This is a genomic window from Dactylosporangium sp. CS-047395 (assembly GCF_050942185.1).
In the GTDB taxonomy this organism is placed as follows: Bacteria; Actinomycetota; Actinomycetes; order Mycobacteriales; family Micromonosporaceae; genus Dactylosporangium.
On record NZ_CP192015.1, the window covers coordinates 4170264 to 4195147 of the forward strand.

Here is a 24884-nt window from a genome sequence, read left to right on the forward strand (position 1 = left end):
CGTGCGGCCGGCGGCGACCAGGTGCGGAGCGTGGTGCGGGAACTCGGCAGCGAGTGTGGCGGTGCTCGGGTTCGTATTTCCCTGGACTGGTTTCCCGGACTGGTGGCTGCAGCATCGCCGGCGGGCAGAACGGGCGCTCGTGATGGTGGGGAGGGCGTACCTGCTGGGGGTGTTGACCCGGCGGGTGGAGAAGCTGGTCGAGCAGCTCGTGGTCACGTCGCTGTCGAAGTCGCAGGTGTCGGAGATGACGACCCATCTGGACGGGCAGGTCGAGGCGTTCCGCAACCGGCCTCTGGACGCGGCGCATTACACATTCGTGTGGATGACCGCCCTCGTGGTGAGGGTCCGGGAGTATGGCCGGACGGTGAATGTCCACGCCCTGGGCGCGGTCGGGGTCAACGCCGACAGCGGCCGGGAAGTCCTCGGCCTGGACGTGCGTTCCGACGAGGACGGCGCGGGATGGCTGGCGTTCCTGCGCTCGTTGACCGCCCAGGGCCTTTCGGGGGTCAAACTGGCCGTCTCGGACGCCCGCCGCGGCCTCGTCAACGCGATCGTCGCCACCCTGCCGTCGCCGGCTGGCAACGCTGGCGCACGCACTATCTGCGCAACCTCCCGGCGAAGGTCCCGAAGAACGGCGCAGCCATGGGTCGCGACCCTGGTCCGGACCATCTTCGACCAGCCCGACCCCGAATCCGTCCGGGCCCAATACCAGGTTCCCCGCGCAGCTACCCGGCTGGCGGGCACCAAACATAGGGCGGTGTATGCGCGAGGACTGCACGGCCCGCGGACATCCGGCACGCCCTGCGGGGTGGGCTGACCTGGTCTGGCTCACTCAATGTCGACGACCCGCGCCGGAAGTACGCCAACCTGGCGATCCGCGGCCAGCTACTGGCGCCGGTCGTTGTCGCACAGCTGTACGCCGCCCTCGCGTTGCCGCCGCCGCTGGTCTCGCTCAACGGCGGCTGCGACGACGTGATGCGCCGCGGCGCGGAGCGGTCACGCCCTCTACGGCTAATTGACGGGGCGATCGAGCGTTGCGGCGCTGCCAGCCTTCGCTTCATGGACCTCAGCGGCGGCGACCCGTCGGACGACCTTTCGGCGCGAGTTATCACCGCCTAGGCCAGCGAGAGCCACCCGCCGGACGGGCGGCCCATGCGCGCCGGCTTTGCCGTCACATCTCGACGGTGCGGTTGTCGACCGGAAACTCGTCCGGGTTGTCACGCTGGATCGCCCGGCCCATGCCCAGCAGCTGCTTGACCTTGCTGGTGGGGGCGTCCCAGAACTCGGCGGTGTCGGCATGCACCTTGATCAGGGCCACCCCGGGACTGCGCGGGCCGTCCGGGAACCAGGCCTCCAACGGCTTGGACCACAGCTGCTCAGCCTTGGCCGGGTCGTGGACAATCTCAGCGGTACCCGCGATCGAGGTCCACTCGCTCTTCTTGTCGTTGGACAGCGACACGTTGACCCGCGGCTCGGCCTGGATCTGACGGACCTTGTCGGAATCGGCGGCGGCGAAGAACCACAAATCACCGTCGAACTCCGTCTCCTGCACGGCCATCGGCCGGCTGACATGGTCCCCGGCGGGAGTCATCGTGGTCAGCATCGCCGACTGCGCCCTGCCCACCAGCTCGATGACCTTGCCGCGGCCGTCCTGCACGTCTGCCATACGTCTTCTCCGATCACCGGTACCGAACAGATTCGAGTGATCAGCACAACTACCCGCCGGAATCCAACTTTCACCTCCTGATTGCGGGGTCAACGGGAATGCTGCGCGTCGCCGGCAGGATGTGCCAGGATCGGTGTAACGGCGTCGCCCATGGGTAGCTCTGGTTGGTTCACGGCTTCCAGGGAGCTCCGGTACGCACGCGCAGGAGGACCTATGACGACCGCGAGAGACATCATGACGCCCGATGTCGCCTGCATCGGGGAGGACGAGAGCCTCGCCCGGGCGGCGCAGCAGATGGCCGACCTCCATGTTGGCTCGATGCCGATCTGCGGCAACGACCGCCGCATCAAAGGCATGATCACCGACCGCGACATCGTGGTGAAGGTGATCGCCGGCGGGCGCGACCCGGCCGGTGTCAGTGCGGGCGAGCTCGCTGAAGGAAAACCAGTCACCATCGGCGCCGACGACGACACCGATGCGATCCTGCACACGATGGCGCAGCACAAGGTACGACGGCTTCCCGTCATCGACGGGCTCGACCTGGTCGGCATGGTCGCCCTGGCCGATGTCGCCCGAGCCCTCCCCGATGATCGCGTCGGCGAGCTCTTCTCGGCCATCTCCACGCCGTAACGCCACGGCGCCCGAGCCGCCACCGGCCCCGACGGTGCACCGGACGTCGGAGACGATGGTCAGTGCGGTCGCCTCGGCGAGTGCCGCTGGGATTCGCCTCAGCCGACCCGGAGCGCCTAGCGCGCCCGGGCGGCGACGCCGCGAGCGACCGAGCGGGGGCGTTGCTGCTCGCCTGGCCAGCACGGTGACGGCGACTACTGCGCCGGTCAGCGTCGGTCAGCGCCGGCACCGCCCAGTGGCGGCTGCGCCACGCCGATCCGTTCGGGGGTGCCGGACGCTGGCCCGGTAACCCCGGCGACCGTGACGTCGCGGGCCTCGGCTGGTGGCCGAGGCAGCGGCTGTACGCGGTGGCCGCGAGCGCACCAGCTGTGAGGGCCGCCTTCGCCGCGCTCATCGCCGGCACGCCGCGCTGGGCGGCCAACAGACTGGCAGAGCCGTCAGGTGCGCGGGCATCGCCGCCAAGTTTGCCGGCGCCAACCGTCCAGCGGTTCGACGAGATTACCAGCCGTTCCCGCGGCCGCGCCTGTGACGCGGCGCCCTTGAGGCCGGCGGCTCCCATCAGTGAGCCGCAGAACCGGACGGCGAGGGCGACGTGGTGTATCGATCGCAGGACCGTGTTGCGCTCGGAGATGATGTCTCCTCCCGCGCCTATTGGTCGAGCACGCCTGCTACCCGCTCCGCGCAGGGCGCCACGTCTTCGGTCCGCGTCCTTCTCCGGGTTCAGGCCAGGGGCCTCCGCGCGCACCACGTAGGTGTCGCCGTTGGTGTACTCCTCGACCCGGACGGCTTGCATCCCGAACAGTGCTCGGCAGCTGCATCAGGTCCAGAGGGAAGAGCCTGCTGCTGGTGGTGGTCATCTCACGCCTCCTTCGGGCGTTGTCCATGCGCAGCCAGGCCGCCACAGCGCTCCAAGCTGCAGCGCCAGCGACACCGCGACAGCAGCGTCCACGCCCCGGTTGCGTTCGCGGCCGGCCGTGATTACGGTACCGCGGCGACGGTGAGGCTGACGGTCGCTAGCAGCATCTCGCCCACCGGCTGGCCGCCCGGCCAGCCTGCACTGCAGCGGTGTCGGACGGCGCGGCTGCCCGGCCACCAGCGCAGCGATGCGACCCAGAGCGCTGAACGCACCGGGCCGGTCCACCTCGTCGACGCCCCGGATGGTGGCGGTGACGGTCCCCGCGGACAGCTCGTCGCCGGACTCCCGGGTGACCGGCAGCGACTCGCCGATCAGCGCCGCCTCGTCAGCTGGAAGCGGGCCGGAGGTCCCGCCGGAGGAGGGTGCTTCGACTCTGCAGCCAGCGCCGCGGCCGCCCCACGCTGAATGCGCATCCAGCAGCCCAGGGAGGGCACCATGAAGCGCAAGACCCTCGATCTCATCGTCGGCCTCGGCCTGGTTGTCCTGGCCGGTCTGCTCCTCGTCGCCGGCATCGTGCTGACCAGCAACGCCAACTTCGCCAACAACTACGTCAAGGACCAGCTCGGCCAGCAGCAGATCACGTTCAAGACCGCGGACACGCTGACGGCGGAGGAGAAGAAGTCCGCGTGCCTGGTCGAGTACGCGGGCCAGCCGCTCAACTCAGGCAAGCAGGCCGAGTGCTACGCCAACGAGTTCATCGGGCTGCACCTGAAGTCGATCGCCGGCGGCAAGACCTACGCGCAGCTCGGTGACGTGCAGACCGAGCTCAAGGCCAAGCTCGCCGACGCCCAGAAGTCCGGCGACACCGCTGCCGTGGCCGACGTGCAGAAGCAGCTCACCGACACCAACGCGGCGCGTGAGACGGTGTTCAAGGGTGAGACGCTGCGGGGGTTGCTGCTGACTTCGTACGGGTTCAGCGAGTTCGGCGCCAAGGCCGGACAGGCGGCGCTCGTGGCGTACCTCGCCGCCGGCCTGCTGTTCCTGCTCGGCGCGGCCGGTCTCGTGCACGCCGCCCGGACCCCGGGCAGCGCGGGCTTCGCGGTCCCCAAGAGCGCGGCCCCGGCCAGGGTCAACGCCTGACCAAGCCCGGATGGCACCCGATCACGGTGGCGGCCTCTCCGCACAGTCCCGATGGGATGCGGAGGAGGCCGCCACCGGCTGGCCGCGCCATATACCAGCAATCGCCGGCCCCCGCGGCCGGGCGCGGAGGACGATGCGGTCAACGTGCACCGCGCAGAACCGCAATGCTGCTGGAACGGGTGAGTTCATCAGCCGTCTACGGTGGGCCGGCGGGGACTGTCGGGCGGTCGCGACGCGGGTGCGAGGCTGACGCGGAGGACGGACGGCGGGTGCGCGGAGGCGGGCAGGAGGCGCTGGATCAGCTTGCGAGAGCCGGGGGACCTCGATCACCTTACTGATCGGCGAGGCGGCCAGCCCGTTGGAGGTCGCCGTCAGCCACACCGCGCTGTGGCTTCCCCGGCGGCAAGCCAGTCCAGTGGCGCGTCCTGCTCGGTCGCCTCCGCGAGGTACTCGGCGGCCGGCGTTGTCGCCGGGACTGGACTGCAGTGTCGCCTCGTCGCCGAGAGTGAAGTCGCGCAACGGTACGGGGCGGTCGGCCGACAGAGGGCGAGACGGTGCCCGGCACAATGCCGTCGGCTGCGTGCGCGGGCCGGTGTGTCCACTGCCGCAGGTCCTGCGTGGCCCGGATGTCGCGGGCCTCCATGGTCTGCGCGCCCTGAGCGGCGTACCGGAGAAACTCGATGTCCTGGCCGCGAGGACGAACAGGTGCGCTCTCTCGCGGGTGGCGGCGGTGCGCAGCTAGTGTCGTGAGTCGTTAATGCGTGTGCAGTAGCGGGCGATGGATTCGAGGATCTGGTCGGCGGTCTTGGTCCAGACATAGGGCTTTGGGTTGTTGTTCCAGGCCTCGATCCAGGCGCGGATGTCGGTGTTGAGGGCGCGGACGGTGCGGTGAGTGCCGCGTTGGAGTTTCTTGGTGGTCAGTTCCCCGAACCAGCGTTCGACGAGGTTGAGCCAGGATGCGCTGGTCGGGACGAAGTGCAGGACGAACCGCGGGTGGGCGGTCAGCCAGCGCTTGATGGTCGGGGTTTTGTGGGTGGAGGCGTTGTCCAGCACCACGTGCACGTCCAGGTCCGCCGGGACCTGCCGGTCGAGGGTCTGGAGGAACTTCTTGAACTCGATCGCGCGGTGCCGGGCATGGAGGGAGCCGATCACCTGGCCGGTGGCCAGGTCGAGGGCGGCGTAGAGGCTTGAGGTGCCGGCCCGGACGTAGTCGTGGGTGGCGCGGGCCGGGGTGCCGGGCAGCATCGGCAGGACCGGGGCGGTGCGGTCCAGTGCTTGGATCTGCGACTTCTCGTCCACGCACAACACCACGGCGCGTTCCGGCGGATCGAGGTACAGCCCGACGACATCACGGACCTTGTCGATGAACAGCGGGTCCTTCGACAGTTTCCACGCGTCCTGCCGGTGCGGCTGCAATCCGAACGCCCGCCAGATCCGTGAGATCGCGGTCTGCGACAGACCAACCTCAGCAGCCAACGAGCGGGTCGACCAGTGCGTGGCGTCCTTCGGTGTCGTCTCGAGGGTTGTGGTGATCACCCGCTCTACATCAGCGTCGGCGATCGTGCGGGGCCGGCCGGGCCGCGGCTCGTCCAGCAGGCCGTCGAGCCGATCACCGGCGAACCGGTTCCGCCACTTCGTCACCGTGCTACGCGAAACGCCGAGTTCCTCGGCGATCTGCCCGTTCGCGGCCCCGCCGGCAGCCGCGCAGGCAAGGACCACCCGCGACCGCAACGCCAGGGCCTGCGCACTCGAGGGACGACGCGACCACGCTAGCAACTGCTCTCGCTCGTCATCAGTAAGCACGATCGGTACTGCTGTCGGCAACGGCATAACACACCTGTACCCACTGACGACGATTTAACGACTCAGGACACTAGGCGAACGTATCGAACGGCACCCGCGAGGAAGGGGCGCCGGTCGGTCCGGCGTGCATGCTGCGGTAAGCCGTGACGCTGTCCCGCGTTGCCGGGCACGCCGGGCGTCGGGAAGCCGCTGGACCGCGGGCTCGTAGCCGGCGGCGGTTAGCGCCACCCGGGCGTGATGCAGCGCCTCGCCGCAGCTGAGCGTCATCAGCCGCCCTTGCGGGTCGAGGTGCAGCAGCTGGCGGGCCGGGTCGGCGTGCGGCTCGGCCGCATTGGGGTGGGTCCGCCAGCGCCACGGCTGGGAGTTGAGGATCGGCGGGGCGAGCCGGGCGTCGCGCACCGCCTCGAGTAGAGCCTTGTGCATGGCGGGCGCCTCCTTCGGACAGGACCGTGGTCCTCGCCAGCGGCCGGCGGCCCTACAGCAGCGACTTCGGTACCTGGAGCGGGCGCTCGATCGCGTCCTGCGCGGCGATCTGCGCCATCGTCACCTGGTAGGCGGCCTTGTCGAGTTCGCCGTCGATGCGGCGCTGGACGGCGTTGCTCTCCCGGCGCGCCCGCCGCCGTTCGCCGCTCGCCGCCAGCCACCGGGCGACCCGGGGGCGGTTCGCCCCCGCGACGCCGCGGTCGTGGCGGATCGCCGCGACGTGTAGGGCGATCAGCACGGCGTAGGTGCACGCCGCCAGGGCGCCGACGATCATCGTGGCGGCCATCCGAGTCACCCCCGGGTGTTTCGCGTCTTCCGGCCCGTACAGCATCGACGCTATCGGGCGCCCGCGGTCGTGCTCAGGGCCGAACGTCCCGACCGGCCCGGTCGCCCCGTCCCCGTCGCCGCCGGTCGTGGCGCACCACCCCAGGCAGCGCACGCAGGAACTGGCTGGTGCGGGTGTGCGAGCGGACCGTTGCAGTGAGCGAGTCGCCCAGCTGCGGGTCGGTCAGCGGGCGGCTGTCGGCCACCATCGCCGAGAGCAGCAGCGCGTTGTCCTGGGTCGGGTCGTGCTGCAAGCCGCATGCGGCCGCCAGCCACTCGGATCGAGCCCGGCTGAAGACCGGGTTGTGGGCGTTCGCGCCGTTGGCGCATAGCGTGAAACCGCGCTGCTGCTGGACCCACAGCACCTCGCGCGCCTCGTGCCGCACCGTACCCGAGTCGAGCCCGTCGGCCGGAAGGCTCGCCCCAGACTAGCGCAGTGTCCACATCGGACAGCAGCAGCGGCTCCCGGCGGGCCAGCGAGCCGAGCAGGATCCAGGAGTGTCACACGCCGTCGAGGGCGGGAAGTGGGTGCAGGTGCAGCGCACGGCGGCATCGACGACCGCCGCGTGGATGGCGCCGATATGGGTGGCCGGCAATCCGCCGGCGCCGGGCTCGACCAGTGTCGCGGGCAGCAGCTGGCCGGCCGCGGCGAGCTCGTCGACGGCGCGGGCCTCTTCGATTGCCGGGCCGATGAGCAGCGGATCGCGCACCTCGGCGCCGGCGAGGTCCACCGCGCGCAGCACGCCGATCGGCCGCCCGGCAAGATCGGCGACGACCAGATGGTGTACCCCGTGCTCGATCATGTTCAGCAGCGCGGCGGCCTGGATCGCGTCCTCCGCGATGGTCAGCACGGGGGCGCAGGCCAGCATGGCGATCGGGGCGGCGAGGCCGACCTCGCCGGTCGCGACACGACGGCGGAAGTCGAGGTCGGTCATGATGCCGACGCCGCTGCCCTCGTGCACGAGGGCGTACGACAGCCGCGCGGCCCCGATCTGCGCTGCAACGTCACGCACCGGGGTCCGTGTCAGCGCGCCAGACGACCGGGCGGACGAGCCGGCCCAAGGGCCGGCCCAGCCTGGCGTCGCGGACCAGCCGGGGTGGGATGGCGTGGCGCCGGTCAGCGGCCGTTCGCAGCCGTTCGGGGTGGGCGAGGTAGGCACGCGGGTCGGGATGCGAAGGCACAGGCTCTTCTCGTCGGCCCGTACCCGCATCGGCGGGGCCAGGCTGGCCAGCAGCTACACCTGGCCGACGCGTTAGGGGGCGGCCGGCGCGGAGCCCGCCGAGCATGACGGCCCCCCGGGTGCACCGATCGGGAGTGGGAGCGCGGCAGCTACTCGCAGGCTACCCGTCACCGTCGCGGTCCAGCCCTGACCGACAGCCAGGCTGTCCGCGGTACAACGGCGCTGCCCCCTTGCGCGCGGACGTCATCGCAGTTTTTGTAGTGAACCGCCGGTGGCGGTGCGGCCTTCGCCGTTTTCGGCGCCGCCGGTTTCGTGGGTTTTGGCACCGCCGCGGTTGTCTTGTCCGGCGCGGCTTTCGTCGTCGCCGCGCCCGGAACCCCGACAGTCGTCGGCGCTCCCACGGTCACGGTCGGCGCCTCAACCGGCGATTGGCTTGGCGCCCCACTCGGAGTGGCGCTCGCCGAGGCGCCGACGAGGTTGTTCGGCCTGACCACATCAGCTTCGGGTCCGCACCCGGCAAGCGAGGCGGTGGCGGCAAGAGCAGCGGCAAGTCGGCGAAGGGTCATCGCCGAATCCTGCAGCGGCGCGAGCGGGAAGGGATCGGCGTTCGAGTCAGGCCGACCGGTTGATCGAGCGAAACTGGAGGCTGGTCCGGAACCGACGGGCCGTTCGTTCTGCCGCAACGCCAACCGTCCACAATCTCCTTCATGCACCATCCTAAGGGGCGGTTCCGAATCGCTCCTATGAGCGATTCCAGGCGACAATAGCGACTCGTTCTCGACAGGTTCGCGTTCGACGGCGTCGCCTGTACCGGCAGCACTACCAGCCCCTGATCGAACGTCCGCCAGAGCCGCGGTACCAATCCGACGCCAAGCAGGAGTTCCACAGGCGGGAACTGGAGCGCGAAGTCCATGGGCTTCATCGGCTGCTCGATGGTCGAGAAGATCACTCAGGACTCCGTCACTGACGGCGACATCCGCATGTGGGGCCCGTACGGAACGAGTGGCTTGATCATGGAGTCGTGGACCGACCCGAACTTCAGCGCCTCGCGGCTTTTCGATCAGCAGGTCGCTCGCTACGGCCGACGGGAACCGGGGACTGCAAGCATCCAGGAGGAAGCTGGTAGCCGATATCGGGGATCTGTGGCGCGAGTGAGCTCGATATTCGCCGCCGAGCAGCCGGGCTGGCCGGTGCACTTAGCAGCTTGACAAGGCGTTGACGTGCGTTGATCCGTCGCAGATCTGAGCGCTGACCGGATCGGGTCCGGACGGGACGGGAGGTTCGAGGTCAGAGCTCGACGCCCACGTCGTGCAGGACCGAACGATGGTGAACACCTGGTCGAGTGCGCGAACGGGAAGACCCGCAGCAACGCCTCATGAGGCTTGAGTCGAATCAGGGGTCTGGCCACGGCCGTCGAGCCGCGTTCTAGACGCTGACGACGACGCCGCGTGCGGTGAGGCCTGGGACGGCACGCCGGTCAGGTTGACGATCAGCAGCGCGCCGTGCTCGTCGACACCGTGTATAGGAACGCGCGGGACCGGGGGCGTCGTAGCGACGTCCGGGTTGCCGATCGCTGCGATCGTCGTCACTGGGCCCGGTCCGGGCGTCGTCGACCATCGAGAACAACTTCTGCCGCGGGATTCAGCGCACGTGGTGGGTGCGATGGCAATGCCCGGCCGGCGCGGTCTTGAGGATCGTCATTGTGCGGCGTCGCTGGGCAGCCGGACGGTGTCGAGCCAGAATTGATTGATCTGCCGGACGACATCGATAAACTCTTCGTACCCGGCGGGTTTGGTGATGTAGGCGTTGGTGTGGGCGTCGTAGCAGGCGACGAGGTCTTCGACGGCGGCCGAGGTCGTGAGGACGACGACGGGGATGCTGGCCACCGTTGCGTCGTTCTTGATCTCGCGAAGGACCTGCCGTCCATCGACGCGAGGCAGATTCAGGTCGAGCAGAATGAAGTCGGGCCGTGGCGCGTTGGTGAAGTCGCCGCGCTGATAGAGGAAGTCGAGGGCCTGCTCGCCGTCGCGGGCCACGTGCAGCTGGCTATCGAGGGCGTCGTCTTCGAACGCCTCCCGGGCCATGAGCTCGTCGCCAGGGTCATCCTCGACGAGCAGGATGTGAGCTGGCACGGCACGGCTGTGTGTCGGCATGGCGGTAGTCCCTTCAACGAGCGCGGCGGCGCGCCGCAGGCTCGGCGAGAGCGGCGATGGCGGCAACTGTACGGGGTGCTAGCCCTGATACCACGAGCGCCGACTGATGCACGTTGCCGGACACTGTCCACCCGTTTGATAGGCGCGCTGGTCGCGCGGCGAGGACCCTGAGCCAGGCGAGGTGATGGTGCGCCGCGGCCGAAGGTGTCTGGGTGGCGTCTTAAGCAGGTTCCGGCTCCACATTGAACCCTGCTGCGCAGGGCCACCCGATGGCACAACCACAGTGTCGTCTTTGGCCAGATGATCCTGCACATCCGTAGCGCCGGACTCTTTTAGCGGGCGGCGCCAATCGAGGTTTTCAGGGTTGCCTAATCCGGTCGTGGATCTTCGCGCTGGCCTTCCTGATTTCTGTTCCATTATCCCTTGTGACCGGCTGTTCGTGGGGCGGCGTGCATCGCCGTCCCGGCCTTGTCGACGGTAATACTGCGCCTGAGGCGCTTTGGCGACCCAGAGGTGTTCGGCGAGCCGCTCCGCATGGACGGCCGGACGGGTGGCCAGGCGCAACGTGATCGGGCAGAGCTGGGAGCTTCTCGGGTTTGGGGAAGATCTGGACGGCCGGCGTGTGACCCGTACTGCTGTGCTGGGCTCCTGAAGACATCATCCCTCGCCCGCATCGACGTGGAGGACTTAGCTGGTCGCCGGCTCCGCTACTGCGGCTGGCGAAACGGGACGAGCACTGCCCGAGCGTGCCCTGCCGGCGTTGCTGTCGGCGCCAGCACCTGAGGGGGTGACCAATGCGTGCCGCGATGCGAACGGCGGCTCGCCGAACACGTGGTAGGGCAACTGGCCGCGAACACCAAGCCAGGACGGTGTCTCGGAGCGGCCGCATATCGGGCACCACCACATCGCACTGTCAGACCTCTCGGGCACGGGTCCAGACTGCCCTCGCGGAGCTGACGAAACCGCCAGAAGTTACCAGATCATGCCCTCTGCTCGATCGGGTTCGACTGTGGCGGTGTGTGGGAGTCAGCAGACTTATGACGTCGACCAGCCCGCGGCCGCAGGCCCAAATCCGATTCCGCGAAGCGCGGCAACGAGCCGATTGTCCGTCCGTGGAACTGGCTGGGCTCCGCATGGCGGAGTGCAGCGGGGCTGTCCGGGCGGTGTGTGAACGCCGACGAAGGCGCTCGGCCGGCCGTCGCCGTGCGGCTCCGTGCTGCGGATCGGGTGTTTGTGCTTCTCACCCGCGGGTAGCGGCTCTTGTCCGGCACCCACAGATATTGCCGTTAGGAGACGCTGATGGAGCTGTCTTTGACGGTCTCGATCGACGGCAGCCGACATCTGCTAGCACTGACCGGTGTCCTGGACGTCGTATCTGCGCCCTATCTGCGCCAGGCGATCTTCCAGCAGTTGGACGCTGGCGCCACTGAGGTGATCGTCGACGCCACGGGACTCCGGTTGCTTGACGCATCCTCAGTCAAGGTACTGCAGTATCTGCGTCACCGCGGTGAGCGAGACGGTATCGACATCCACCTTGCCGGCGTAGGGCACACGACGTTGCAGACGCTGGAGATCCTTGGGGTCGCCAAACAACTCGGTGCCTATCGAACGGTCGACTGGCCCCGCAATCAACCACGCACGGTCGTGTCGCTCGAGGAACTCCGTGCCGGTACAGGCCGGTTCCCGCCGCAGGCGACAGAGCGGCTGGCCGCCCTGCACGCGCTGCACCCCGACGATCCAGCCCGTCAACGTGCGCGCGAGTCAGTCATTGAGGCGTGTCTGCCAACCGCATACCGGTTCGCTCGCCGGTACCACCACGCCCGCGAATCTTACGCCGATTTGCAGCAGGTTGCCGCACTCGGCCTGGTCAAAGCGATAGACGGATACGACCCGGAGAGAGGAATTGAGTTTGCCGCATACGCCACGCCGACCATCACCGGTGAGCTCAAACGCTACTTCCGCGACCGTACCAGCGCCGTGCGGCTACCTCGGCCGCTACACGACCTGCGACTCGCTATCCACCACACCCGCGACACCCTTCATCAGACTCTCCGCCGAGAGCCGACGGTTGCCGACCTCGCCGAGCACCTCGACGTCGGGCAGCAGCAAATTCTTGACGCTCTGGCCGCCGGCAACGCTGTGGACCCGCTGTCCCTGAACGCACCGAGCGCGGGTGGTGGCAGCGATGATGTCACCCTGGCCGAGACCATCGCCGACGATGTTGCCGACTACGAGCTTGTAGAATCCCGCCAAGCCCTCCGCATCCACATCGCGCAGCTTCCTGTCCGTGAGCAGCGAATTCTGGAGCTGCGTTTCTACGGCAACCTGAGCCAGAGGGACATCGCCGAGCAGGTCGGCATGTCACAGATGCACGTCTCGCGCCTTCTCGCCCATTCGTTGACCTTTCTGCGTCGCAGGCTCACCAGTTGAGCCAAGACGTGCGCTGAACAGTCCGGAGTAACCGTGCATGATAGCTTCGGGTACGGTCGAGTCAGTGCCAGACTGAATGATGTTGCCCCGAACGCAACTACAGCCGTGATCTCCGACGCAGAGCCGGGATCGTGAAGTGCCGAGCCCATCCCTTTAGCGCCTCATTGGAGGCATCGCAGCGGCGTCGCTGTCCTGTCGTTCAGCGGGCCTGGAACGATGGTCCAAGCCTCGCGGTCATCGTTCGTTTAGCGGCACCACGGTGGTGGTGACGCCGCTGAGAATCAGGGTGCGATTGCGGGTGAACCGTTCGCCCCGGCCCGGATACGCCAGCGGATCCCGTCGATCAGATGCCGTCGGTCCCACTTCGGCGGACGCCCCAACGACCGCTGCGCAGGCAGCAGCGGCGCCAGCGCCGCCCATTGCGCATTAGTCAGGTCATGCCGCCTCGTCACCGCTAAGGTGGCCTCAGTGTCAGGCTGGCGTCGTCACCGTTGTAGGTGATGGATCGACTCCGGTCGTGGAGTGACTCATAAGGTGTCTGCCGCCTGCGGGTTGGCTTTCTCGTGAATCGTCCACCACGACCGGAGTCGGTCCGGCCGGCGTGACTTGGTAGGAGAACGAGGCCACGTCCTCCCGGCTGAGGAGTGTCCGCCGACCGGACCTTCATCCGCCATCCGGCGAAGGAGACAAGGTCCATGCTCGTAGTCGGCATCGATCCGCACAAGCGCAGCCACACCGCGGTCGCCGTCGACCACAACGGTCAGCGCCTTTCGCAGATCACTGTCGGCAACACAGCGCCGGAACTGATCCGGCTGCTGGACTGGGGCCGCCAACAGGGCGACTCGCCCCGGTGGGCGATCGCGGACTGCCGCCATGTCGCTGGCGCGCCGCTTCGAGCGTTGCCCGGCACAGGCGAAGCTGTGGTCCTCATACCGCCGAAGCTAATGGCTCAGTCGCGGGCCTCCGGCCCGCCTCAAGGAAAGTCTGACCCTATCGACGCCTTGGCAGTCGCCCGCGCCGCGCTGCGCGAACCTGACCTGCCTGAGGCCCATCTCGACCCGGCTGCGCTAGCTGTCAAGCTGCTGCTCGACCACCGAGAGGATCTCGTCGCAGAGCGCACCAAGACCCTGAACCGCCTGCGCTGGCACCTGCACAATCTTGACATCGACTACCCTGCCCGTCAGGTCGCCAACAGACTGATCGCGCTGACTCGCCTCCGCGACCAGGTGCTGCAACGACCGCAATGCATCCGAGCGGAGATCGCGCTCGAGTTGATTGACCGCGCCGCCGCAGTGACCCGCAGAGTCAACGAGCTCGAACGCCAAATCGCCGAACGCATCGAGGATCTGGCCCCGGACTTCCTTGAGCTGCCCGGCTGCATCGCCGCGAAGATCATCGCCGAAACAGCGGGCGCGACCCGATTCCGCTCATCCGCAGCCTTCGCCATGCACGCCGGAACCGCACCGATCCCGGTCTGGACCGGCAACCGAACCAGCTTCCGGCTCAACCGCGGCGGAAACCGCCAACTCAACACCGCCCTGCACCGCATCGCAGTCACCCAGCTGCGCATGCACCCACCAGCCCGAGCCCTGGTCGAACGGCGCGTCAAACAGGGCAACTCCAAAACCGAAGCCATACGCATCCTCCGTCGACACTTGGCCGACGTCGTTTATCAGCAGCTTATCCACGCCGCCGCACAAGCCCCCTGCCTGAAAACTCGACATAGGAGATTCACGAGGCCTCCGGCATGAAGTTCTGCTTGGTCGCTGAACCATCTACCGGAGACCTCTTCAGTTATCGATCACCGCCACGCCGTGACCTCACCGCTCAGCCACACTTCTGAAACACGCGCTAGGCGCCCACCCTCTCCTGACTAGCCCTGGCGGCGCTTCGAGCATGCCCTTTCAGTGGCGTCGCGACGGATCAGGATGGGCCTGCGAAGCCGTTGGCGTCGTCGGGACGTAGGCCCTGCGGAAGGCTTCGTGCCCGAACCCATGCCTCGCGTGGGCCGCGCGAATGGCCACTACCTGTAATCTCGATCCCGCGCACTCGATACCATGGCTCGCCTTCGTCGATCATCGGTGCATCGACGCTGACGTGCTCCACCCGCAGGATCAGGGCGCCCGCTCCGAACCGATAGTCGTTCTCTCGGAGTCGCAGCAGCCGCCGCGCCTGCTTGCTGCCGTTCTCATCGGCGTCGTAAGTCAACGCGGAATTCCTGCCAAGTTCACGTTCATCTGCACGTGCATCACCTCTAGCGCACCGTAGCGTTCCAGTATCAACCCGTGACCTCATCTAAACGGTCAGACCTTTTTGTAGGTGAGGTCACCGGGCCTCCCGAAATTAGAGGATCGCTGACAGGTGAGGCGATGAAGGTGCCTGGAGGCGCGATAGCGCCAGTCGCCGACGAGTGGGTGGCGTCGGCCATACCGTGGGAAGCGTCCGGCGGTAACGGTCGCTGCCGGGACAATGGTCGACCTTACGCACGGGTTGGTCGAAACGTACGTGAGGAACGGCAGCGGTCTGCTCATGCCGGGGGGTGAATTGTGCCGGAGAGTGTGGCGTGTTCGAGAAGGGTTGGTCCTTCATATGGTGGTTGTGGCCGGTGGTCGATTTTGGTATTGAGGGTGGCGTGGGCGGTGAACTGGCGGTACTGCAAGCCCCGGCTGCCGATAGGACCGCAGCGGCTGGAGGCTGTCGACGTCAATGGTGACGACATGGGGTGCGTGGTGGCAGGTGAAGCGAAGTCGGTCCGCGATTAGGTCCGAACCGGTGCGCCTGCCCAGGACGGTGAAATCGGGGCCCCGGTCGGTGACGATCTGGTTAAGCGGCGGCTGGAAGAGCATCCGGAAGGGCAGGGTGATCGATCCGGTGGCTGGAGTGCCTTCGTCGGCGCCGAAGACGAGGGTGTTCTGGCCGAGTCGGCCGTGGGCGCGATATCTGGTGCGGAGGTAGCTGGCTCGGGCGATGTCTGACCACGTGTGGTCGTGGTAGCCGTCGCCGCGGACGTGCATGGTGCGGCCCAGCGTGCTGATGGTGCCGGTCACATCGGCGTGCGGAGCCATGACAAGCCAGCCGGTATGCCGCCCAGTACCGCTGACGACATCACGGCCGGTGCCGATCCGCGTCGGAGGGATGGTTCCGGTAAACGCCAGGTCAAGCGAAACCCGGCGATCACAGACCATGACGTGATGGAAGACTAGGCCACCGGTGAGGCGATGCGGGCCGATACGGACGTCACACTGATCGGCGGCGGCGTAGGCGTCTTCTCCGGATGTAGTCTCCGCTGCGATGTGCGTTCCGTCCGGCGCGAAGTAGTTGACACAAACGGTTGCGGTCGGCTCGCGGCTACAGCCGTGACCCGGCCGGCAAATCCGGTGCCGACTCGCGAAGGTAATCGTGACGACGGTGCCGTCATCGAGGCGGGCGTCGAGATACCACGACTCAAGGTGTTCTGGACCGGGGGGGCTCACGGCAGCCGTTCTCCCATGCCGCTACCTGGCTGCACAGGCCGAGCTGTTGCATTGCGGCCTGGCCCGCTTCACGGCCGAATCGGTCAATGTCGCTGTGCTTGACGTTGTGCATGCGGTGCCTCCTCACACACCGGTTGTTCGCGTTGCTGTCCGGCTGGCGGCTGGTGATGCCCGGAGCCGCGATGCACCCGAACGAATCGGGCCGGATGCTCGTCTTCTGCTGTGACCGTGTGGTCAGCCCTGCGGTTTCGACGCGCAGTGGTGTGACCCCTCGGTCCGTACGGCGTTCGTGTCATCAGCAATCTGCAGGCCCTCGGTCGTGGGCTGTCCGATATGTTCCTCGTCGTTCGGTCCCGGTATGGCCTCGACCATCCGGAACGTGTTCCCCCTGGTGCCGTGGTCATCACAGGCAGTTGGCATTTCCCGGCCCCAAGGATTTCATTTACCCGCGAACGATCGGCCCAACCGACCGAGGGGCGGCGTCCCAAGGAACCTCGCACAGCTGTCTTCGTCTCCGTTTGCCACATGTACCCTGCGTTCTCGCGGTCCCACCGGGCATTCCTGGTCTGTCAGTTGAGTTGAACCCGTCAGTTGAAACCCCATCCGAAGGCGCCGATGGGCGGCGCGTAGTCATGCCTGACAACTCGGATGGGATGGCAGAGCCATTCCGATGACGCGGAGCACCGTCTCCTGCGTCGGTAGCCGGTGTCGACGTGCCTTGGCGTCACTCCTCGAGTGTCCGCCGCCACCTATCTACGTGGAATGCGCTCAGAAGACTCCGGGCATGGCCCTCGCTCAACTGCCAGAAAGGCAGGCCGTGTCGAAAAAAATCGTCTACACCTGGAGATTCCTCCAGCTCACCCCAGCCCATACGTGCGAAGCCCATGGTCCAGTCTCCGAACATGCGCTGTTCGATAGGTTCCTGGATATGCTTCACAACATTCGTGTGGCGGGGGTCTTTGCATATGCGTTCATACAGCTCGTTGACCCGCACCCCATTTCCCTCCAAAACCTGGAAGAATGACTGCCGATGGTATAGCAGTATCCCAGTTACCCCACGTCTCGCGTTGTGTCGGCGAGCTTGCAGCAGAAGGCCACTGAGCTCCTCGCCGCTCAGTGGAGAGCAGGCGGCGCTGGCGTAGGCGACGTGCGCCATGTCTGAATGTCTTCCGCTCACGACGGCAGTGTATCGGCTCACCGTGGTGTGGAAGGCGAAACTAGCGGAGCGGTTCGGCGAAGTGATAATCCCTTCGTATAAAGGCTAGGTCGATTCGTGGCTGCCGCAAAGCTGAAGGGGAATGATCCCCAGCGGTGCTTGTGTTAGTGATAACGGATTGGACGACAGCCGTGTTCGTATGCGCCACCATATCGCCCGGCCACCGCCGTGCTGGGTGCGAAGTCCCGATCTGCATTCCTTGGAAGGTCCGGTTCCTGGAATGAGCACCTCGGCGGAACGCTGCGGCGATCCGCCGCTATTCGGTCCATGTGCCCGCACCAGCCTGGATGCGCAAGATCAAGTATGGACGGCGTGGCGGGGCTCGCGGCACGCGCCATCTAGCCGAACCTTCGGCCCGGGCAGAATCCAATGATCGTGCCCTCCGCATCCGCCGCTGACCACGCACCGACCAAACCCGGACCGCCACCTGGCGGGCCGGGAACCTCGAACGTCGTGGCAGTCTCCGCACTGACAACGGTATTGCGGTCCATGCAATGGCCGGAAGACGCTGAGCGTAGGTCTCGACTTCGCCTACGGATATTCCGCCCGGGAACACAGGCCCGGCTTCACAGCGGAGGTTAAAGCGGTGCTCGTCTCGTCTTGGCCGCCAAACACGAGCGAAATCGGCGTCAGGTGCGTAACCGGCGCGCCAATCGCCGACGCGAGAGAACCTAAGCCCGAATTCTGACCTCGCTGCGTTGACGCCCGTCGCTGGCCGATATGGCCAGAACTCTCCATCCGGCGCGCAGTGGACCGGACGGCAGCGACCGCAATCACAGACACAAGGATCTGTAGGGCCGTGGCTGCCGGGACAAGGTCCGCGCGGACAAGTGCCAGGCATCTTGGAGCAGGTGCGGTTCGGCGATGCTCGATGTGCCGCGTCGCAGCATCACAGCTTCACCGACGGCGCCTGCGGTGCGGAGCGGAAGTTAACTCAGGATGGCGCCCCGACAAGGGGCCGCGCCTGAACCCGAAGCATATGGCACAGGCAGGCTTCCGGATCGCCAGACATCTGCCGTGTCATTCTGAGTTGGCTCAATCAGTCCTGAAAGACGGCCTTGATCTTCTCGCCAGCCTGCTTGATGCTGCTGGATGCATGGTCCTTCTTGCCCTCCGCCTCGAGCTGCTCGTCGTCGGTCGCCCGGCGAGGCCGTCAAGGGCATCCTGCGGTTCACCTACGCCGAGCCGCTCACCAATCCGCCGCCAGGCTGGACCGAGCCCACCGCAGGCAAGGCCGAAGCCCTCACCTAAGCCTTGACTGTCCGGCCACCGCCGACGTCGCCCGGCCTGTTCTCCGGTGTGGGCACCCAGTCGGGTGCGCCGGCCGCAACACGCACGCCGTTCGTCCGGACCGACTGGTTGATCCCCGCCCTGATCGCGGCGGCCGTCGGCCGCATCATGGTAGCCGCCGGCCTCCGCACCCCCAGGCCGCGCAACCGGGTCCGGCGTGCCTGATCGCCCGCGGTGAGCCGTGCCCTCGCCCGGGCCGGTGCGGCAGGGTGACTCCTCGCCCAGAATGGGTGTCGGCTGCGAAGCCGCGTACCTGGCAGCCCCGAAAGAGCGCGGTCCGGTCGCACGCAATGCGCGCGACCGGACCGGAACGACGGGAACCGCGGATGCAGCGCTCCACAGCCGGCGACTAACCTGACGTGCCAGACGTGCTTACGGTGTGAAGTTCGCGAAGAGCAGGCTGGCGAGGGCCAGTCCGACGGCGAGGTTGGCGACGGTGGCGCCGGCGAAGACGGTGATGGGCCGCCAGCCGGCTTCTCGCAGCGCCTTGACCCGGAACTCCAGGCCGATGCTGATGAAGGCGAGGACGAGGAACCAAATCCGCCAGTCGTTGACGACGCCGATTGTGGTCTTGGCCTCGGCGGCGCTGACGGCGTTGGCGTACCAGGTGCCGATCGCCGATGCGGCCACGAAGGCCAGGACAAACTTGGGGAAGCGGTCCCAGAGCGTCCGCAGTCCCGGCCGTCGGACACCGGGGTCGCGTTCGACGCGGAAGGCGAAGTAGGCGCTGAGCGCGACGGCGACCACGCCGATAAGCGCATTCTGGGTCGTCTTCACAATGGTTGCGATCTTGAGGACGTCCTCGCCGGCCAGTGCTCCGGCGGCGGTGACGGCGGCGGTGGTGTCGATGTTGCCGCCGATCCAGGCGCCGGCTACCGGATCGCTCAGACCGAAGGCGTCGGCGAGCCAGGGCAGGATGAAGATCGATGGCAGCGCGAACGCGATGACGAGGCTGGCGGCGTAGGCGAGCTGTTCCTTGGTCGCCTTGACCGCGCCCGCCGCCGCGATCGCGGCGCTGATGCCGCAGATGGACACGGCGGAGGACAGCAGTGCCCGCAGCTTGCTGTCCAGGCCGAACACGCCGCCCAGCCACCAGGCGAACAGGAAGACGGAGGCGATGAGGAGCAGCGCCTGGACGATGGAGGGCCCGGCGGCCTGCCAGATCAGGCTGATGTTGATGGACGCGCCGAGCAGGACCAGGCCGGTCTTGATGAAGAACTCGGTGCGAAATGCGCCCGCGACTTTGTCGCGGATGCCGAGCACGGTCAGTACGACATTGCCCAGTAGGCCGAGGATGATCGCGTAACGGGGTACTCGATCGCGGTGACGTACTTCGCGTAGCTCTTGCCCTTCACATCCAAGGGGATGTGATGGTCGAGCTAGCGGGTGCCGATGGCGAGGCCGAAGAGGATGGTCAGGCCGAGCGCGATCCAGGGCCATGGCACCGCGGCCGTGGTCGGCTCGGTCGGTTCCGTTGATTCGTTCGCGGGATCGGCCGGTTCGGCGGCGCGTGTCGTGCCGTCGGCTGTCGACATCAAGGCACCAGCCCGGTGGTGACGGCGCTGGCGAGGATCAGGGCGAGCAGGACCAGGCCGGCGATGGCTGCGGCCCAGTCCTCGGTCAGCGCGAGGCGGCTGGCGCGGCTGACCTTCGCCGGCGGCGCGGGTGTGTAGTCGCTCATGGCTTGTCCCTCGGGGGTGGCGGTGCAGGGTCAGTGATAGGGATCGCCGTTAGTTCTATACTTCGCCGATATGATTAGTCGATATGTCTGCTAGGGTTGTGTGCACGACGCGGCGGTGCGGCCGGCATCGTGACGTCCGTCGGCGCCAGCGCTAGGAGTCGCCGCATGCCTGACCCCTTGGACCTCGTGCACCTGCGCACGCTGCTGGCGATTGCCGACTGTGGCGGCTTCCACCGGGCCGCCGCGGCGCTGCGGGTCAGCCAGTCGACGGTGAGCCAGCATGTCCGGCTGCTCGAGCGGCGGCTCAAGGAGCCCCTCGTGGAGCGGGCCGGGCGGGGTGTGCGGTTCACCGCGCACGGCGAGGCGCTGCTGGTGGAGGCGCGGCGCATCCTGGCCGTGCACGACGAGTCGCTGCGCCGGCTCGAGGTCGCCGGGGAGCGGGTCATCGTCGTCGGCTGCACCGAGCACGCGGCCGACAAGGTGCTGCCGCAGTTGCTGGACGCGATCCGGCGCGGCTTTCCCGGACGTTCCGTGCGGTTCCGCATCGACCGCTCCACCCAGCTGGCCCACGTGGTCGGGCGCGGCGGCCTGGATCTCGCCGTGGTGCTGGCCGGGGCTGAGCCCGCCGGCACGACGGTCGCGGAGCTGCCGCTGTGCTGGTACGCCGCGCCGCAGTTCGCGCTGCCCGCCGACGGGTCGGCGTGGCCGGTGGTGGCATTCGAGGAACCGTGTGGCCTGCGCCGGCGGGCGCTGGAGGCGCTCGAGCAGGCCGGTGAGGCGTCGGAGATCGTGGCGGAGGCGACCAGCCTGGACGGTGTCGTCGCCGCGGTCCGGGCCGGCCTGGGCGTGGCGTTGCTGCCCAGCACCGGCCGGGCGCCGGCGGGCCTGGTGCCGCTGCGGCGCCTGCCCGCGGTCGGGACGGTCGGGCTGCAGGTGGCGGCCCGGCGCGGCATCGACCGGGAGCTGGAGCGGATGGCCTGCGAGGTCATCGAGGGCTTCTTCGCCTCCCACGGCCACCTGCGCAGCGCGGCCTGAGATCCGTCTGAGATCCGCCTGAGATCCGCCTGAGATCCGCCACCGATCGACGGTCGCGATCGGTGGCGAACCGGAATCCGCGTTGGCTGAATTCCCATCATTTTAATAGGCTTTTGGCATGCCGGTCGAGTTCATCAGCGCCATCAACGTCAACGACAGCAACGAGGTCAACGGCCGCGGCGACCCGGTCATCGACGTCGCCTTCCTGCGCCGCTACGCCCGGGTGCTGGAGGACGGCGGCTTCGACTACACGCTCGTGCCGTACAACTCCGCCTTCCACGACCCCTTCGGCGTCGCCGTCGCGCTCACCCAGGTGACCGAGCGGCTCCGGCCGATCGTCGCCCTGCGGCCCAACACGATGTATCCCACCGTGGCGGCGAAGGCGCTCGTCACGCTCGACCAGCTCTCCGGCGGCCGGGCGGTCGTGCACTTCATCGCCGGCGGCAGCGACGCCGAGCAGGCGCGGGAGGGCGACCGGCTGGATAAGACCGAGCGCTACGAGCGTGAGGAGGAGTACATCCGGATCCTCCGGCGGGTGTGGTCGGCGACCGAGCCGTTCGACCACGCGGGCAAGTACTACTCGTTCGAGAACTTCGTCTCGCTCGTGCGTCCCGTGCGCGGCACGATCCCAGTGTCCGTCGGCGGGTCGTCGGCGGAGGCGTACCGCGTGGGCGGAGCGCTGGGCGACATCTTCGGCCTGTGGGGCGAGCCGCTCGCCGACACCAGGGAGCAGATCGACCGCATCGCGGCCGAGGCACGTCGCGCCGGCCGCGACGACACCCCGCGGATCTGGGTCACCTTCCGCCCGATCGTCGCCGCGACGGACGAGCTGGCCTGGGAGAAGGCCGAGCGCATCCTGCAGATTCTGCGGAGCCGCGGCGGGGCGGGCCTGTGGTCGGGCAAGCAGCGCTGGGGTGGCACCGGGCAGCCGGCGAATGTCGGCTCGCAGCGGCTGCTGGACATCGCGGCGCGCCAGGACCGCCACGACCGGGCACTGTGGACGCCCACGGCGACGGCGACCGGTGCGGCCGGCGCCTCCACGGCGCTGGTCGGCAGCTACGAGACGGTCGCCGCGGCGATCCTGGACTACATCGACCTCGGCGCGGAGCTCATCTCGATCCGCGGCTACGACAACCTCAACGACGCCGTCGACTACGGCCGGTACATCATCCCGCTCGTGCGCCAGGAGCTGGCCCGCCGCACGGTGGTGAGCGCCCGGTGAGCCGGTACGTGGTGATCGGCGGCGGTGCGGTCGGCGGGCTGCTCGCCGCGCAGCTCCAGCTGGCCGGGCGGTCAGTGGTCCTCGTCGCGCGCGGCGCGCAGCTGGCCGCCGTCCGGGCCGGCGGCCTGCGGGTCCGCCGCCCGCACGGCGACGACGTGGTCCGGCTCGCCACCGCCGGCGGCCCGGACGAGGTGCGGCTGCGCACCGGCGACGTCCTGGTGCTCGCGACCAAGGCCCAGGACGCGGAGGCGGCCCTCGCGACGTGGGCCTGGCAGCCGGTGCACGACGGCGACGCGCAGGACGCGGCCGTGGCCGGCGCCGGCGCCGACCTGCCCGTCCTGACGCTGCAGAACGGGCTCGCGACCGAGGACGCGGCGCTGCGCCGGTTCGCCCGGGTCTACGGGGTGACCGTCGGGGTCGCCGCGAGCTATCTGGTCCCCGGCGAGGTGGTGAGCCCGTCGTACCCGGTGGTCGGCCTGCTGTGGCTCGGCCGCTATCCGGCCCCGGCCGGCCCGGTGGTCGCGGACGCCGACCAGGAGCGGTTCGTGCGTGACCTGGCCGCGGCCGGCTTCGCCGCGACGAGCGTCCCGGACATCTCCGCCTGGAAGGCGCGCAAGCTGCTGGGCAACGTCCGCAACGGCCTCGACCTGCTCGACGGTACCGACGAGGAGAAGACCCGGGCCGGCACGCTGCTCGTGGCCGAGGCCGAGGCGGCGTACGCGGCGGCGGGTATCGTGCCCGCACCGGCCGACGCCATCCAGGCCGGCGCCCGGCTGTCCATCGAGGCCGTCCCCGGCCATGTGCCCGGCCGGCTGTCGACCTGGCAGAGCTTCGCCCGCGGCGCCACCAGCGAGATCGACCACCTCAACGGCGAGATCGTCGGCCTCGGCCGCCGCCACGGCGTGCCGACCCCGCACAACGAGCGGCTGCAGCGGCTGCTCGGCGCCCAGGCCGCCGCGGGTGCCCCGCCCGGCACCCACCGGGTCGCCGAGCTGCTGCCGGTCGACGCCGGTGTCTAGCGCGCTCGAGCTCGCCACCGACCGGTCGGGCGTCGCCCCCGACGGGCCGCCGCGCGCGGTCGTGCGGGCCACGACCGTGGCCGACGTCCAGCGCACCCTCGCGGAGGCGAGCCGCACCGGCACGCCGGTCGTCACCCGCGGCGCGGGGACGGGTCTGGCCGGCGGGGCGGCCGCCGGACCGGACACCATCGTGCTGGACGTGTCCGGGCTCGACCGGATCCTCGGCATCGATCCGATCGACGGCATCGCCCGCGTCGAGCCGGGCGTGATCACCGCCGAGCTGGACCGCGCCGCCGCCGCGCACGGCCTGATGTACGCGCCGGACCCGGGCAGCGTCGCGATCTGCACGATCGGCGGGAACATCGCCACGAACGCCGGGGGCCTGCGCGGCGCGAAGTACGGCGTCACCCGCGACAGCGTCCTGGCCCTCGACGTCGTGCTCGCCGACGGCACGCGGCTGCACCTCGGCCGGGACACCGTCAAGGGTGTCGTCGGGCTCGACCTCGTCGGCCTTCTCGTCGGCTCCGAGGGGACGCTCGGCGTCGTCGTCGGGGCCACGCTGCGGTTGCTGCCCCGGCCGGCCCGGGTCGGCACGGCGGTGGCGTACTTCGCCTCGGTGACCGCCGCCGCCGTCGCCGCGGCCGAGCTGGGCGCGGCCGGGCTGCGCCCGAGCGTGCTCGAACTCGTCGACGGCAAGACCCTCGCCGCCATCGACGAGCTGCGCGGCACCGATCATGCCGGCCGGGGCGCCGCCCTGCTGCTCGTGCAGACGGACGGCTTCGGGGCCGGCGAGGAACTCGCCGCCGTCGCCGCCGTGCTGGCCCGTACCGCGAGCGCGCTGGACACGACGCACGACGTGGCCGCCGGGGCGGCGCTGGCGGCGGCCCGCCGCGACGCGTTGCCGGCCATCGAGGCGCGGGGCCGGGTCCTCATCGAGGACATCGCGGTGCCGCGGTCCCGCCTCGCCGACGCGGTCGGCGGCGTGCACGCCATCGCCGAGGCCACCGGCACCGACGTGTACGTCTTCGCCCACGCCGGCGACGGCAACCTGCACCCGATCATCCGCCTCGACCCCGATCCCGGCGCCGCGGACCGGGCCGCCGAGGAGATCTTCGCGCTCGCGCTCGCCCTCGGCGGCACCGTCAGCGCCGAGCACGGCGTCGGGCTGCTCAAACGCGCCTGGCTCGAGCGGGAGCTCGGACCGGACGTGGTGACCCTGCAGCGGCGCATCAAGGACCTGTTCGACCCCGCCGGCATCCTCAACCCAGGAAAGGCCCTCTGA

24 protein-coding genes and 1 pseudogene are annotated in these 24884 nt (G+C 68.7%); 10 read left to right on the plus strand and 15 right to left on the minus strand.

Going from position 1 to position 24884, the window contains the following annotated elements:
* The first annotated feature begins 55 nt into the window (after window positions 1-55).
* Complete coding sequence (locus ACQP00_RS19580) at window positions 56-817, plus strand: transposase (protein WP_433221082.1); 762 nt, start codon at window positions 56-58, stop codon at window positions 815-817.
* Window positions 818-1171: 354 nt separating this feature from the next.
* Here ACQP00_RS19580 and ACQP00_RS19585 read toward each other — a convergent pair whose 3' ends face one another.
* Entirely contained in the window at window positions 1172-1666 is a 495-nt protein-coding gene (locus ACQP00_RS19585; RefSeq protein ID WP_433221084.1) for a pyridoxamine 5'-phosphate oxidase family protein, read from the minus strand.
* 213 nt (window positions 1667-1879) lie between these two features.
* On the opposite strand from ACQP00_RS19585, the gene ACQP00_RS19590 reads away from it, so the two are divergent.
* Window positions 1880-2296 carry a CBS domain-containing protein gene (locus ACQP00_RS19590; RefSeq protein WP_433221086.1) on the plus strand — a complete coding sequence of 139 codons (417 nt, stop codon included), beginning with the start codon at window positions 1880-1882 and terminating at the stop codon, window positions 2294-2296.
* Window positions 2297-3149: 853 nt separating this feature from the next.
* Here ACQP00_RS19590 and ACQP00_RS19595 read toward each other — a convergent pair.
* Window positions 3150-3668: a hypothetical protein gene (locus ACQP00_RS19595; RefSeq protein ID WP_433223903.1), complete on the minus strand. Its 519-nt coding sequence runs from the start codon at window positions 3666-3668 to the stop codon at window positions 3150-3152.
* On the opposite strand from ACQP00_RS19595, the gene ACQP00_RS19600 reads away from it, so the two are divergent.
* Window positions 3648-4292 (plus strand): hypothetical protein, encoded by a 645-nt coding sequence (locus ACQP00_RS19600; RefSeq protein ID WP_433221088.1) that lies wholly within the window; start codon window positions 3648-3650, stop codon window positions 4290-4292. The genes ACQP00_RS19595 and ACQP00_RS19600 overlap by 21 nt on opposite strands.
* Window positions 4293-5030: 738 nt before the next feature.
* On the opposite strand, the gene ACQP00_RS19605 is transcribed toward ACQP00_RS19600, so the two are convergent.
* The 5 genes from ACQP00_RS19605 to ACQP00_RS19625 form a co-directional block, all read right to left on the minus strand.
* The gene (locus tag ACQP00_RS19605) at window positions 5031-6122 is read right to left on the minus strand and encodes an IS630 family transposase (RefSeq protein WP_433207943.1); all 1092 of its coding nucleotides are present in this window, start codon (window positions 6120-6122) and stop codon (window positions 5031-5033) included.
* 448 nt (window positions 6123-6570) lie between these two features.
* Window positions 6571-6864, minus strand: coding sequence for a hypothetical protein (locus ACQP00_RS19610; RefSeq protein WP_433221090.1), 294 nt, complete (start codon window positions 6862-6864; stop codon window positions 6571-6573).
* A gap of 50 nt (window positions 6865-6914) precedes the next feature.
* Window positions 6915-7394 carry a hypothetical protein gene (locus tag ACQP00_RS19615; RefSeq protein ID WP_433223905.1) on the minus strand — a complete coding sequence of 160 codons (480 nt, stop codon included), beginning with the start codon at window positions 7392-7394 and terminating at the stop codon, window positions 6915-6917.
* Complete coding sequence (locus ACQP00_RS19620; protein WP_433221092.1) at window positions 7331-7915, minus strand: CBS domain-containing protein; 585 nt, start codon at window positions 7913-7915, stop codon at window positions 7331-7333. Before ACQP00_RS19620 ends, ACQP00_RS19615 begins: the two co-directional genes overlap by 64 nt.
* A 328-nt stretch (window positions 7916-8243) precedes the next feature.
* Entirely contained in the window at window positions 8244-8330 is an 87-nt protein-coding gene (locus ACQP00_RS19625; RefSeq protein ID WP_433223907.1) for an excalibur calcium-binding domain-containing protein, read from the minus strand.
* Window positions 8331-8994: 664 nt separating this feature from the next.
* On the opposite strand from ACQP00_RS19625, the gene ACQP00_RS19630 reads away from it, so the two are divergent.
* Window positions 8995-9291: a hypothetical protein gene (locus tag ACQP00_RS19630; protein WP_433221094.1), complete on the plus strand. Its 297-nt coding sequence runs from the start codon at window positions 8995-8997 to the stop codon at window positions 9289-9291.
* 489 nt (window positions 9292-9780) lie between these two features.
* On the opposite strand, the gene ACQP00_RS19635 is transcribed toward ACQP00_RS19630, so the two are convergent.
* Entirely contained in the window at window positions 9781-10236 is a 456-nt protein-coding gene (locus ACQP00_RS19635) for a response regulator (protein WP_433221096.1), read from the minus strand.
* A gap of 1299 nt (window positions 10237-11535) precedes the next feature.
* Between ACQP00_RS19635 and ACQP00_RS19640 the strand changes: the two genes are divergently transcribed.
* Window positions 11536-12666 carry a sigma-70 family RNA polymerase sigma factor gene (locus ACQP00_RS19640; protein WP_433221098.1) on the plus strand — a complete coding sequence of 377 codons (1131 nt, stop codon included), beginning with the start codon at window positions 11536-11538 and terminating at the stop codon, window positions 12664-12666.
* A 308-nt stretch (window positions 12667-12974) separates the two neighbouring features.
* Here ACQP00_RS19640 and ACQP00_RS19645 read toward each other — a convergent pair.
* Window positions 12975-13118: pseudogene (locus ACQP00_RS19645) on the minus strand (transposase); the annotation flags it as partial.
* A 243-nt stretch (window positions 13119-13361) separates the two neighbouring features.
* Between ACQP00_RS19645 and ACQP00_RS19650 the strand changes: the two are divergent.
* Window positions 13362-14417, plus strand: a complete 1056-nt coding sequence (locus tag ACQP00_RS19650; protein ID WP_433221100.1) for an IS110 family transposase — start codon at window positions 13362-13364, stop codon at window positions 14415-14417.
* Window positions 14418-14589: 172 nt separating this feature from the next.
* Here the strand turns inward: ACQP00_RS19650 and ACQP00_RS19655 are convergent, their stop codons facing one another.
* The 6 genes from ACQP00_RS19655 to ACQP00_RS19680 all read right to left on the minus strand — a co-directional run bounded on the left by ACQP00_RS19655 (window position 14590) and on the right by ACQP00_RS19680 (window position 20326).
* On the minus strand, window positions 14590-14874 hold the full coding sequence (locus ACQP00_RS19655) for a hypothetical protein (RefSeq protein WP_433221102.1): 285 nt from the start codon (window positions 14872-14874) through the stop codon (window positions 14590-14592).
* Window positions 14875-15251: 377 nt separating this feature from the next.
* Entirely contained in the window at window positions 15252-16139 is an 888-nt protein-coding gene (locus ACQP00_RS19660) for a lipocalin-like domain-containing protein (protein WP_433221104.1), read from the minus strand.
* 724 nt (window positions 16140-16863) lie between these two features.
* Window positions 16864-17295 carry a BLUF domain-containing protein gene (locus tag ACQP00_RS19665; RefSeq protein ID WP_433223910.1) on the minus strand — a complete coding sequence of 144 codons (432 nt, stop codon included), beginning with the start codon at window positions 17293-17295 and terminating at the stop codon, window positions 16864-16866.
* A 1722-nt stretch (window positions 17296-19017) separates the two neighbouring features.
* A complete protein-coding gene (locus ACQP00_RS19670) occupies window positions 19018-19908 on the minus strand; it encodes a YeiH family protein (protein ID WP_433221106.1) in 891 nt (296 codons plus the stop codon).
* Between the two features lie 116 nt (window positions 19909-20024).
* Window positions 20025-20180 (minus strand): hypothetical protein, encoded by a 156-nt coding sequence (locus ACQP00_RS19675; protein WP_433221108.1) that lies wholly within the window; start codon window positions 20178-20180, stop codon window positions 20025-20027.
* Window positions 20180-20326, minus strand: coding sequence for a hypothetical protein (locus tag ACQP00_RS19680; RefSeq protein ID WP_433221110.1), 147 nt, complete (start codon window positions 20324-20326; stop codon window positions 20180-20182). The genes ACQP00_RS19675 and ACQP00_RS19680 overlap by 1 nt, the downstream gene beginning before the upstream one ends.
* 165 nt (window positions 20327-20491) lie before the next feature.
* Between ACQP00_RS19680 and ACQP00_RS19685 the strand changes: the two genes are divergently transcribed.
* The 4 genes from ACQP00_RS19685 to ACQP00_RS19700 all read left to right on the plus strand — a co-directional run bounded on the left by ACQP00_RS19685 (window position 20492) and on the right by ACQP00_RS19700 (window position 24884).
* Window positions 20492-21361, plus strand: a complete 870-nt coding sequence (locus tag ACQP00_RS19685) for a LysR substrate-binding domain-containing protein (RefSeq protein ID WP_433221112.1) — start codon at window positions 20492-20494, stop codon at window positions 21359-21361.
* Between the two features lie 118 nt (window positions 21362-21479).
* A complete protein-coding gene (locus ACQP00_RS19690) occupies window positions 21480-22583 on the plus strand; it encodes an LLM class flavin-dependent oxidoreductase (RefSeq protein ID WP_433221114.1) in 1104 nt (367 codons plus the stop codon).
* Entirely contained in the window at window positions 22580-23602 is a 1023-nt protein-coding gene (locus tag ACQP00_RS19695; protein WP_433221116.1) for a ketopantoate reductase family protein, read from the plus strand. The genes ACQP00_RS19690 and ACQP00_RS19695 overlap by 4 nt, the downstream gene beginning before the upstream one ends.
* Complete coding sequence (locus ACQP00_RS19700; RefSeq protein ID WP_433221118.1) at window positions 23595-24884, plus strand: FAD-binding oxidoreductase; 1290 nt, start codon at window positions 23595-23597, stop codon at window positions 24882-24884. Before ACQP00_RS19695 ends, ACQP00_RS19700 begins: the two co-directional genes overlap by 8 nt.